Origin of the sequence: Streptomyces sp. BA2, from assembly GCF_009769735.1 — a bacterium.
GTDB lineage: Bacteria > Actinomycetota > Actinomycetes > Streptomycetales > Streptomycetaceae > Streptomyces.
In genome coordinates this window covers 3,108,327-3,119,185 of the sequence record NZ_WSRO01000002.1, presented here as the reverse complement: position 1 = coordinate 3,119,185, position 10,859 = coordinate 3,108,327, and the positions used below count along the sequence as shown (strand labels likewise).

Below are 10,859 nucleotides of genomic sequence, written 5' to 3'. Positions count from 1 at the left end.
CCCCGTCTCCACAAGGTATCTACGAAAGGAAACACCATGGCACTCTTGGATCTGCAGAGCCTGGAAGCCGATGAGATGACCGGCGGCGGCGGCGGTGGTGGCGTGAGCTACGCGAGTCTGCTGCTCTGTGGCGACAGCGGTCTCAGCGTCATCACCTGCTAGGACTGACGGCGACACAAGGCACGGGCGGTCTCTTCCCCTGGGAAGAGACCGCCCGGATGCCTTCCCGCCGCGGATCACCGCCGAAATCTTCGTCACGGACACGAGGCCCGGACCTGCATGGCGACTTCTCCCGATTCGTTCACCAAGCGCTCCGGTGACCGGCTGCTGCGCGCCGCGACCCGGCGCAGTGCCGGGCGCTGTGTGACCCTGTGTCTGCTCACCGTCGCATCGGCGGGAGCCAGTCTGCTGCTGCCGTACACGCTCGGCCGCACGCTGGACGCGATCTTCACCGCGCACTCCGCCGGAGTCACCGACTCGCTCGGAGGTGAGGTCGGCCGCTGGCTCCTGATCACCGCGGCCCTGCTCGGCGGCCTCACCCTCCTGGGCTCCTGCGTGGAAGTCCTCACCGGCACCACCAACGCCCGCACCACGGCCTGGCTGCGCCTTCGGCTCATCCGGCACGTCCTCGACGTCGGCCCCCGGACCACCGCCCGCTTCGTCCCCGGCGAACTGCTCGCCCGGCTCGTCGGCAACACCGCGGCGGCCGGGCCCGCCCCCGCGACGCTCGCCGCGCTCCTCGCCGCGCTGGTCGTGCCGCTGGGTGCCGTCGTGGCGCTGGCCCTGCTGCACCCGTGGCTGGCGGTCGTGTTCCTGGCCGGCGCTCCTGCTCTCGCCCTTCTCCTGCGCTCCTTCGCGCGCGCCTCGTCCGACTGCGTGGGGCAGTACCAGCGGATCCAGGGCGACATCGCGGGCCGCCTGACGGAGGCGATCGGCGGTGCCCGTACCGTCGCGGCCGCCCACACCGAGGAGAAGGAAGGCGCTCGCATCCTGCAGCCGCTGCCCGAGCTGTCCGTGCAGGGGCACCGCATGTGGCGGGTCCAGGGCCGGGCGAGCGGCGGCGCGGTGGCCATCGCGCCGCTGCTCCAGATCGCGGTCCTGGCGACGGCGGGCCATCTGGTCCTGCAACACCGCCTGACCGTGGGCGAGTTACTGGCCACCTCCCGCTATGCCGCGCTGGCGACCGGCGTCGGCGTCCTGGTCGGCCACCTGGCGGGCCTTGTCCGCGCCAGGGTCGCCGGGCAGCGCCTCGGTGAGGTCATGGACGAGCCCGCACCGAAGCACGGAGAGGCCGAACTCCCCAGCTCGGGCGGACGGTTGGAGCTGCTCGGTGTCACGGCTCACCGCGACGGACGACCTGTCCTCGACGGACTCGACCTCACCGTTCCCGCCGGGACGACGCTCGCCGTGGTCGGCGTGTCCGGGGCGGGCAAGTCCCTCCTCGCGGCCATCGCGGGCCGCCTCGCCGAGCCCGACGCGGGGACGGTCCTCCTCGACGGCGTACCGCTGCCCGAACTGACCCACGCCGCCCTGCGCCGGGAGATCGGCTACGCCTTCGAGAGGCCGGCACTGCTCGGCTCCACGCTGGGCGGGACCATCGCCCTCGGCGCCGAGACGTACGTACGGGACGACGTCGTACGCGCCGCCCGCGCGGCCCGCGCCGACGGTTTCGTACGACGGCTCCCCCAGGGGTACGAAACCGCCTGCGGGGACGCCCCGCTCTCCGGCGGCGAGGTCCAACGGCTAGGTCTGGCCAGGGCGTTCGCCCACGGTGGGCGACTACTGATCCTGGACGACGCCATGTCCAGCCTCGACACGATCACTGAACGCGAGATCTCCGACGCCCTGCTCCGCCACACCCCGGCCACCACCCGCCTGGTCGTCGCCCACCGCGCCACCACGGCGGCCCGTGCCGACACGGTGGCCTGGCTCGACGGCGGCCGGATCCGCGCGCTGGGGCCGCATGCGGTGCTGTGGCGAACCCCCTCGTACCGTGCCGTGTTCGCCGGTGAAGCCGCCGACGACAGGGAGGACGCATGAACGTGGCGACCCCGGCGGGCGTGTCCGGTGATGCGGAGGGCCCGGGCCCGGGAACGTACCGCCGAGGTCTCCGCTTCCTGCGGCGCCGCCCCCGGGTGCTCCTGCGTCTGACGATCTGGTCCGTACTGGAGACCGGGCAGACCTTCCTCATGGGCTACGCCCTCGCGCGCGCCCTCGACGACGGCTTTCTCGCGGGGCGGCAGAGCACCGGTCTCGGGTGGCTGGCACTCGCCGCGCTCGCCGTCCTCGTCGGGGCGTACGGCACGAACCGGGTGTACGTGGCCGTCGCCGAACTCGTTGAACCCGTCCGGGACGTGCTGGTGAAGCGCGTGGTCGAACGGGGGGTGCGCGACGCGGACGGAGGCGCGGTTTCGCGGCTCACGCAGCAGGTGGAGATAGCCCGCGACACCTTCGCGGGGCTGGTCATGGTGTCGCGTTCCTTCCTGTTCACCGCGGCCGGTGCGCTGATCGGGCTGTTCACGCTGGCTCCGGCGCTGCTGCTCGTCGTCGCCCCGCCGCTCGTCCTGGGCGTGGGGCTGTTCGTCGCCACGCTGCGTCCGCTGGCCCAGCGGCAGGAGGCGTTCCTGGTCGCCGATGAGGCTGTGTCCGGCAACCTCGCCGTGGTGGCGCCGGGGCTGCGGGACGTCACGGCCGCAGGCGTCGAGCGGGCCGTCGGCGACGCGGCGGGCGAGCTGGTCGCCGCGGAGTACCGGGCGGCCCGCAACCTGGCCCGCTGGGGGGTGCTTCGGGTTGTTGCCCTGGGGGTCGGGGGCCAACTCCCGTTGCTGCTCATCCTCGTGACCGCCCCCTGGCTGCTGACCCGGGGCGTGACGCCCGGCGCGCTGGTCGGGGCGCTCGCTTATGTCAGCCAATCCCTGCTGCCCGCCCTGCAGAACCTGGTGTACGGCCTGGGCGCGAGCGGCTCACGGCTGGTCGTCGTCCTGCGCCGGCTGATGGTCGAGGCGCCGGCCCCGCGATTCCCGGCCTCGGGCGACCCGGCGCCCGTGCCGTCCTCCGACGCCCCGGCCCTGGAGGTCTCCTCCCTCACCTTCGCCTACGGCCCCGGTGCGGAGCCGGTGCTGAAAGGGCTCGATCTGGTCGTTCCGCGGGGCGGGCACCTCGCGGTGGTGGGGCCGAGCGGGATCGGCAAGTCCACGCTGGCCGCGCTGGTCGCGGGGCTCCTGGAGCCGGGCGAGGGCGAGGCGCGGGTGCACGGGGTGCCGTCCCGCTCCCAAGAAGCGATACAGCAACGGGTGCTGATCCCGCAGGAGGCGTACGTCTTCAGCGGCACGGTGCGGCAGAACCTGGAGTATCTGCGGGCCGACACCGTCAGCGACGCGGAGTTGCTGGCCGCCGCGCGGGCAGTCGGGCTCAGCGGGGTGATCGAGCGGCTCGGGGGGCTCACCGCCCCGGTCGACCCCGCCGCGCTCTCCGCGGGCGAGCGACAGCTCATCGCGCTGACCCGCGCCTACCTCTCGTACGCGCCCCTCGCCCTGCTCGACGAGGCCACCTGCCACCTCGACCCGGTGGCGGAGGCCCGCGCCGAGCGGGCGTTCGCGGCGCGGCCCGGCGGCACCCTCGTGGTGATCGCCCACCGCATCAGCTCGGCCCGCCGCGCCGACCGGATCCTGGTGATGGACGGCACGCACACCCTGTGCGGCCGCCACGATGAGCTGCTCGAACGCTCCTCGCTCTACCGCGAGTTGAGCGGCAACTGGGGCCCCGCGAACGTCACTTCACACCCAGCCCTCCCCGCGCGAGATCCGTATGGCGTCGATCCTGTTGCGGGCCCCGGTCTTTCGGGTGATCGCGGCCATGTAGTTGCGCACCGTCCCGTTGGTCAGGTGCAGGCGGTGCGCGATCTCGGCGACGGGCGCGCCACCGGCGGCCAGTGAGAGCACCAGTAACTCCCGTTGCGTCAGCGGCATCTGAGCCGCCTTCAGGAAACCGTACCCCAGCGATTCGTCCACGAACCGCTGCCCGGCCGCCACCTGCCTGATCCCGGCGAGGAGCCGGTCCGGCGGGCTCGCCTTGTCCACGTAGCCGAGGGCGCCTGCCTCCATGCAGCGCCGCAGCAGCCCCGGCCGGCTGCCGGACACCAGGACGAGGAGCGGGCAGCCGAGGCCGCCGTTCACCGGATGGGACTGCTCCCCGAACTCGGCGGAGGCGTACGCCGTGTCGCCGTCGGGGTCGACCACGCAGACGTCGGGACGCACCGCACCCACACGGTCGCGGGCGTCGTGCCACGGTGCATGGAACACCTCCAGATCCGGCTCACGGGCGAGGCGTTCCGCCAGAGCCGATCTCAGCAGACAGGCATCGTGCACGAGAAGTGCCCGGATCACGTTTCGCTCCTCGAGTTTCCCGCTGTCGGTTCCCGGTTGCTTCATTCAGCACGTAGACCATTCATAGCGGCGCCGACCGCTCGTACGGCCGCGAGATCTGGCCAAGCGGGACCAGGAGAGGCTCAGGGGCGCAATTGCCAGGCAGACGTGCGCCCCCCGTGCACCGATTCAGGGGTTGCGGAGGGCGCCGCCCCGGGGAATGTGTGCTCTCGGGGGGCGTGTGAGGGCTACGCGGTCTCGGGGGTCGTCAGGTCGATCAGACGGCACACCATCTCGATGTCGATCTTGACCTGCGCGATCGACGCCCGCCCCGAGAGCCAGGTGATCAGCGCCGAGTGCCAGGTGTGCTCGATGACCCGGACCGCCGAGAGCTGCTCGGGGGTCGGCGCGTCCTCCAGGCCCATCGCGTCCAGGATGATCGCCGTGGTCAGCCGCGAGACCGTGTCCACCTCGGGGCTCACGGAGCGGTCGGCGAAGGTCAGTGCCCTGACCATGGCGTCCGCGAGATGCGGCTCGCGCTGCAGGGCGCGGAAGGCCCGCATCAGCGTCTCGGCGCACCGCTCGGCGGGCGTGTCACCCGCGGGCGGGCGCTTGCGGATCGTGGTGTGCATGTGCTGCAACTGGTCCTGCATGGTGGCGACCAGGAGATGCACCTTGGAGGGGAAGTAGCGGTACAGCGTGCCGAGGGCGACGCTCGACGACTCGGCGACCTCCCGCATCTGCACCGCGTCGAACCCGCCCCTGCTCGCGAGTTGAGCGCTGGCGTGCAGGATGCGGCGGCGGCGCGCCTCCTGCCGTTCGGTCAGGGGTGGCGACGCCGGATCAGCTGCTGCGACTTCCGCTGCCTTGGCTTCCGCTGTCATATGTCCCGTTGTTCCGTCGTCCCGGTCCGGTGATGTGGTGGGCCAGCATGGCAGGGCACCTGCCGTGGCGCGAATCACCTGATCCGGGCCTTACAGCGCGGCTACCTGCCGGTAGATTCAAAGCTCGTTCCGCGATCAATCAGCGATCATTCAACGATCAAGTCTGAAACTTGTTCTAGATTACCGTCCCGGCGTAACCTCGCGGACAACCGCAGGGAGAAGGGGGCCGAGAGTGACCGCTGAGGCCATGGAGGCGGGCCCCCGGACGGGGCCGTACGCCGATGGTGACGCCGATGGTGACCGTCCGTTGCGCATCGCTCTCCTCACGTACAAAGGGAACCCGTTCTGCGGGGGACAAGGCGTCTACGTACGTCACCTCTCACGCGAGCTGGCCCGCCTCGGCCACAGCGTCGAAGTGATCGGCGCGCAGCCCTACCCCGTCCTGGACGAGGGCCTCGAAGGCCTCAGGCTCACCGAGCTGCCGAGCCTCGACCTCTACCGCTCGCCCGACCCCTTCCGCACGCCCAAGCGCGACGAGTACCGCGACTGGGTCGACGCGCTCGAAGTGGCGACGATGTGGACCGGCGGCTTCCCCGAACCCGCGACGTTCAGTCTGCGCGCCCGCCGCCATCTGCGCGCCAGGCGGGGCGAGTTCGACGTCGTGCACGACAACCAGACGCTCGGCTACGGCCTGCTGGGCGACCTCGGCGCCCCGCTCGTCTCGACGATCCATCACCCCATCACCGTGGACCGCCGGCTGGACCTCGACGCGGCGCCCGACTGGCGGCGCCGCATGTCCGTACGCCGCTGGTACGCGTTCACGCGCATGCAGAAGCGCGTGGCCCGCCGGCTGCCCTCCGTGCTCACCGTCTCCGGCACCTCGCGCCAGGAGATCGTCGACCACCTCGGCGTACGCGAGGACCGCATCGACGTCGTGCACATCGGCGCCGACACCGACCTCTTCTCGCCGGACCCCTCGGTCCCCGAGGTGCCGGGCCGGATCGTCACGACATCCAGCGCGGACGTCCCGCTCAAGGGCCTCATCTACCTCGTCGAGGCGCTGGCCAAGGTCCGCGCCGAGAACCCCGCCGCCCACCTCGTCGTCGTCGGCAAGCGTGCCGAGGACGGCCCTGTCGCGCAGGCGATCGAGAAGTACGGCCTCGAAGGCGCCATCGAGTTCGTCAAGGGCATCACCGACGCGGAGCTGGTGGACCTCGTCCGCTCGGCCGAGGTCGCCTGCGTCCCTTCGCTGTACGAGGGCTTCTCGCTCCCCGCGGCGGAGGCGATGGCGACCGGGACGCCGCTCCTCGCCACGACCGGCGGCGCGATCCCGGAGGTCGCGGGGCCGGACGGCGAGACGTGCATCGCGGTGCGGCCCGCCGACCCCGGCGCCCTCGCCGCGGGCCTGATCCGGCTCCTCGGCGACCGCGAACTGCGGGCCCGCCTCGGCGCGGCAGGCCGCGAGCGGGTTCTCGCCAAATTCACCTGGGCCCGCGCCGCCCAGGGCACCGCAGAGCTGTACCGCGCGGCGATCGCCGGAACCGCGGGTTCGCAATCCGGCCGCCCCGCGGCCACCACCCCGACGTACTCCGGGAGCCATCGCTGATGCTGACCGTCGACTTCACCCGCTTCCCGCTCGCCGCGGGCGACCGCGTCCTGGACCTGGGCTGCGGCGCGGGCCGGCACGCCTTCGAGTGTTACCGGCGGGGGGCCCAGGTGGTGGCCCTCGACCAGAACGGCGAGGAGATCCGCGAGGTCGCCAAGTGGTTCGCCGCGATGAAGGAGGCGGGCGAGGCGCCCGCGGGCGCGACCGCCACCGCGATGGAGGGCGACGCGCTCAACCTCCCCTTCCCCGACGCCTCGTTCGACGTCGTGATCATCTCCGAGGTGATGGAGCACATCCCCGACGACAAGGGCGTACTCGCGGAGATGGTCCGCGTGTTGAAGCCGGGCGGCCGCATCGCGGTGACGGTCCCGCGCTACGGCCCGGAGAAGATCTGCTGGGCCCTGTCGGACGCCTACCACGAGGTCGAGGGCGGTCACATCCGCATCTACAAGGCCGACGAGCTGCTCGGCAGGATGCGGGAGGCGGGCCTGAAGCCGTACGGCACGCATCACGCGCACGCGCTGCACGCGCCGTACTGGTGGCTGAAGTGCGCGTTCGGCGTCGACAACGACAAGGCACTGCCGGTGCGGGCGTACCACAAGCTCCTGGTCTGGGACATCATGAAGAAACCGCTGGCCACGAAGGTGGCGGAGCAGCTGCTCAACCCGGTCGTGGGCAAGAGTTTCGTGGCGTACGCGACGAAGCCGCACCTGCCGAAGGCCGACGCGAAGACCGACGCGTGACGAGCCCGGAGCGGACGGAACACCTGGTCCTGCCGGGCGTCCTGACGGCGGATCAGGCCACGCGAACAGTCCGCGGGATTCTGGCGGTCCAGCGCGAGGACGGCGCGATCCCGTGGTTCCGCGGCCACCACCTCGACCCCTGGGACCACACCGAGGCCGCCATGGCCCTGGACGCGGCGGGCGAGCACGCGGCCGCGGCCCGTGCCTACGACTGGCTGGCACGGCACCAGAATCCGGACGGTTCCTGGTACGCGGCGTACGCCGACGGGGATCCGCACGACGTGACGGACCGGGGCCGCGAGACGAACTTCTGCGCGTACATCGCCGTGGGTGTCTGGCACCACTACCTCTCGACCGGCGACGACACGTTCCTGGACCGCCTGTGGCCGACGGTGGTGGGCGCGGTGGAGTTCGTCCTGGCGCTGCAGCAGCAGGGCGGCCAGATCGGCTGGAAGCGGGAGCAGGACGGGACGCCGGTCAACGACGCGCTGCTGACCGGCAGTTCGTCCATCCACCAGGCGCTGCGCTGCGCCCTGGCGATCGCCGAGCAGCGCGAGGAACCGCAGCCGGACTGGGAGTTGGCGACGGGCGCCCTTGCCCACGCGATACGCAGCCACCCCGAGCGCTTCCTGGACAAGGACCGCTACTCGATGGACTGGTACTACCCGGTCCTCGGCGGCGCGCTGACGGGCGCGGAGGCCAAGTCCCGCATGGAGGAGGGCTGGGACCGCTTCGTGGTGCCGGACCTGGGCGTGCGCTGCGTCATCCCCAACAACTGGGTGACGGGCGGCGAGAGTGCCGAACTCGCCCTGTCCCTCTGGGTGTTGGGCGAATCGGACCGCGCCCTGGAGATCCTCCAGTCGATCCAGCACCTGCGCGACCCGGAGACCGGCCTCTACTGGACGGGCTACGTCTTCGACGACAAGGCGATCTGGCCTGAGGAACTGACGACGTGGACGGCGGGCTCCCTGCTGCTGGCGGTGGCGGCACTCGGCGGCGACGAGGCCACCTGCGCGGTGTTCTCGGGAGAACGCCTGCCGATGGGCCTCGCGCCGGAGTGCTGCGGGGCGGCCGCGGGGGGCCAGTAGCGCCAGGTCGGGGGGCGTGGTGGCTCCGGTTGCTCAGTAGCGGCGGAGCCGTCCCGCGATGGCGTGGCCGACGAAGACGTAGACGAGGGCCGCCAGGCCGTAGCCGCAGACGACTCGGGCCCATGCCTCGTCGAACGTGAACAGGTCATGGGACCAGCCGGCCAGCCAGCGGGCCACGTCATGGATGAACTGGACGAGGTCGTTGGCGCGGTTCGCGTCCAACAGATACATGAGGATCCACAGGCCGAGGATGATGGCCATCACGTCCGCGACGATGACGACGACCCTCGCTGCGCTGCTGCCACGTGCTTGTCGGGTGGACATGGGAGGACGGGTACCAGGCTCGGCCTGGCCGAAACCCGTACGGGCTCGCCCGAGTGGCGGCTCCCGCCGGGCGGGGTGAGGCTGCCGGGAGAGCTGTCCGCCCCTGGAGGCCCTGGAGGTCCCCGTGTCGCTGTCCGCCGCGGCCGTACGCCGGTCTTTCGTCGCCCCTGTGCTGTGCGGAACCCTGCTCGCGGGGACGACCGCGTGCGGCGGTGACGATACCGCTGACGCTTCGTCCACGCCGTCGGGCACCAGCTCCGCCCAGAAGCAGAAGTTCGCGAAGACCCGGTTCGTGGCGAACGCGGGGATCGCCGCGGGGGCGACGTACCAGTGGATCGTGAAGCCCTTTCGCGCGGGGAAGTTCAAGAAGGGCGCGGACGGGCGGAAGTTCGCCCTGATCAAGGCGGGGCTCGCCGGAACCCTCGCCTACAACCGTCTGAAGGCGGCGACGAAGAACGCCAAGGGCGACCCGACGCTGGCGAAGGCGGTGGCTCCCCTGACCGCGGGGATCGACGCCCTCAAGGACCTCCCCTCGAAGCTCCGCAAGGGGGAGTCGACGGACTCGGTCGTGAACTCCTTCGACGACGTCATCAAGTCGGTCAAGGATGCGGGGAAGGGGGCGGGGGCGGAGGTGAAGGATCGGGTGCCGTCGGCCGGGGAGCTTGCGAAGGGCTGAGTCCGGCTCCGGAGCCTTGGGCGCCGTCGATCACCGGCTTCGCCGAGTTCGTCCTCAAACGCCGGACGGGCTGATTTCTCAGCCGTTCAGCTCCGCCAGCACCCGCAGCGTATGAGCGTCCGGCGCCAGCACCAGCAGATCCGTGACCGGACCCTTGCGCCACAGCTCCAACCGTTCCGCGATCCGTTCCCGAGGCCCCACCAGCGAGATCTCATCGGCGAAGGCATCAGGAACGGCAAGGACCGCCTCCTCCCGGCGCCCCGCCAGAAACAGCTCCTGGATCCTCCGCGCCTCCGCCTCGAACCCCATCCGCGCCATCAGATCCGCATGAAAGTTTCGCGCGGAGTGCCCCATTCCGCCGATATAGAACCCCAGCATCGCCTTGACCGGAAGCAAGCCCTCCGCAACGTCGTCGCAGACCTTCGCCCGCGCCATGGGGGCGACCACGAAGCCGTCCCGCGCGCCCTCCAGCGACGCCTCGTACACGTCGGCCCGCATCGGCGACCAGTAGAGCGGCAGCCAGCCGTCCGCGATCCGCACCGTCTGCGCGATGTTCTTCGGGCCCTCCGCGCCGAGCAGCACCGGCAGATCGGCCCGCAGCGGATGCGTGATCGGCTTCAGGGGCTTGCCGAGCCCGCTCCCGTCCTGCCCTCGGTAGGGGTGCGAGTGGAAGCGCCCCTCCAGAGCCACCGGCCCGTCCCGCCGCAGCACCTGGCGGATCACGTCGACGTACTCCCGCGTGGCGGTCAGGGGCGACTTGGGGAACGGTCGCCCGTACCACCCCTCCACCACCTGTGGCCCGGAGAGCCCGAGCCCGAGCATCATCCGCCCGCCGGACAGGTGGTCCAGGGTCAGCGCGTGCATCGCGGTCGTCACCGGCGAGCGCGCCGCCATCTGTGCGACCGCCGTGCCCAGCTTGATCCTTGAGGTCTGTGCCGCGATCCAGGTCAGGGGAGTGAAGGCGTCGGAGCCCCACGCCTCCGCCGTCCACACGGAGTCGTATCCGAGCCGCTCGGCCTCCTGGGCGAGTGCCACGTGCCCGGGGTCGGGGCCGCGCCCCCAGTAGCCGAGTGCGAGTCCCAGGCGCATACGCGATCCCCGATCCTTTCTGACGGCCCGTCAGTTCAGTGCAGGGTGGCGACTGTACGACAACGGCCCCCCGCCCGGAAGGGCG

General features: G+C 71.5%; 10 protein-coding genes and 1 pseudogene. 7 read left to right on the top strand and 4 right to left on the bottom strand.

Translation table 11 applies throughout. From position 1 onward, the window contains the following. Positions 1-36: 36 nt before the first annotated feature. The 3 genes and pseudogenes from E5671_RS16800 to E5671_RS47420 form a co-directional block, all read left to right on the top strand. Entirely contained in the window at positions 37-162 is a 126-nt protein-coding gene (locus E5671_RS16800; protein ID WP_160504790.1) for a SapB/AmfS family lanthipeptide, read from the top strand. A gap of 117 nt (positions 163-279) precedes the next feature. After that, on the top strand, positions 280-2,040 hold the full coding sequence (locus E5671_RS16795; RefSeq protein WP_160504789.1) for an ABC transporter transmembrane domain-containing protein: 1,761 nt from the start codon (positions 280-282) through the stop codon (positions 2,038-2,040). Next, a pseudogene (locus E5671_RS47420) lies at positions 2,037-3,539 on the top strand (ATP-binding cassette domain-containing protein); the annotation flags it as partial. The gene E5671_RS16795 and the pseudogene E5671_RS47420, both read left to right, overlap by 4 nt. Before the next feature lie 237 nt (positions 3,540-3,776). Here the strand turns inward: E5671_RS47420 and E5671_RS47775 are convergent. After that, positions 3,777-4,385, bottom strand: coding sequence for a LuxR C-terminal-related transcriptional regulator (locus E5671_RS47775; RefSeq protein ID WP_443032634.1), 609 nt, complete (start codon positions 4,383-4,385; stop codon positions 3,777-3,779). 227 nt (positions 4,386-4,612) lie between these two features. After that, positions 4,613-5,248, bottom strand: coding sequence for a TetR family transcriptional regulator (locus E5671_RS16785; RefSeq protein ID WP_160504787.1), 636 nt, complete (start codon positions 5,246-5,248; stop codon positions 4,613-4,615). A 232-nt stretch (positions 5,249-5,480) separates the two neighbouring features. Here E5671_RS16785 and E5671_RS16780 point away from each other — a divergent pair, with 232 nt between their 5' ends. From E5671_RS16780 to E5671_RS16770, 3 genes are read left to right on the top strand one after another with little or no spacing between them, the layout of a single operon-like run. After that, entirely contained in the window at positions 5,481-6,854 is a 1,374-nt protein-coding gene (locus E5671_RS16780; protein ID WP_336605771.1) for a glycosyltransferase family 4 protein, read from the top strand. Continuing rightward, positions 6,854-7,597 carry a class I SAM-dependent methyltransferase gene (locus tag E5671_RS16775; RefSeq protein ID WP_160504786.1) on the top strand — a complete coding sequence of 248 codons (744 nt, stop codon included), beginning with the start codon at positions 6,854-6,856 and terminating at the stop codon, positions 7,595-7,597. Before E5671_RS16780 ends, E5671_RS16775 begins: the two co-directional genes overlap by 1 nt. Next, on the top strand, positions 7,594-8,685 hold the full coding sequence (locus E5671_RS16770; RefSeq protein WP_160504785.1) for a prenyltransferase: 1,092 nt from the start codon (positions 7,594-7,596) through the stop codon (positions 8,683-8,685). Before E5671_RS16775 ends, E5671_RS16770 begins: the two co-directional genes overlap by 4 nt. Positions 8,686-8,718: 33 nt before the next feature. On the opposite strand, the gene E5671_RS16765 is transcribed toward E5671_RS16770, so the two are convergent. Further along, on the bottom strand, positions 8,719-9,009 hold the full coding sequence (locus E5671_RS16765) for a hypothetical protein (RefSeq protein ID WP_160504784.1): 291 nt from the start codon (positions 9,007-9,009) through the stop codon (positions 8,719-8,721). Positions 9,010-9,133: 124 nt separating this feature from the next. On the opposite strand from E5671_RS16765, the gene E5671_RS16760 reads away from it, so the two are divergent. Continuing rightward, on the top strand, positions 9,134-9,685 hold the full coding sequence (locus E5671_RS16760) for a hypothetical protein (protein ID WP_336605770.1): 552 nt from the start codon (positions 9,134-9,136) through the stop codon (positions 9,683-9,685). 78 nt (positions 9,686-9,763) lie between these two features. Here E5671_RS16760 and E5671_RS16755 read toward each other — a convergent pair whose 3' ends face one another. Next, entirely contained in the window at positions 9,764-10,774 is a 1,011-nt protein-coding gene (locus tag E5671_RS16755) for an LLM class F420-dependent oxidoreductase (protein ID WP_160504783.1), read from the bottom strand. Positions 10,775-10,859 lie beyond the last annotated feature (85 nt).

What these genes read in the sequence shown, in the direction of transcription:
- E5671_RS16755 (WP_160504783.1), bottom strand. Translation starts at nt 10,774, where the DNA reads ATGCGCCTGGGACTCGCACTCGGCTACTGGGGGCGCGGCCCCGACCCC.
- E5671_RS16795 (WP_160504789.1), top strand. Translation starts at nt 280, where the DNA reads ATGGCGACTTCTCCCGATTCGTTCACCAAGCGCTCCGGTGACCGGCTG.
- E5671_RS16800 (WP_160504790.1), top strand. Translation starts at nt 37, where the DNA reads ATGGCACTCTTGGATCTGCAGAGCCTGGAAGCCGATGAGATGACCGGC.
- E5671_RS16765 (WP_160504784.1), bottom strand. Translation starts at nt 9,009, where the DNA reads ATGTCCACCCGACAAGCACGTGGCAGCAGCGCAGCGAGGGTCGTCGTC.
- E5671_RS16785 (WP_160504787.1), bottom strand. Translation starts at nt 5,248, where the DNA reads ATGACAGCGGAAGCCAAGGCAGCGGAAGTCGCAGCAGCTGATCCGGCG.
- E5671_RS16775 (WP_160504786.1), top strand. Translation starts at nt 6,854, where the DNA reads ATGCTGACCGTCGACTTCACCCGCTTCCCGCTCGCCGCGGGCGACCGC.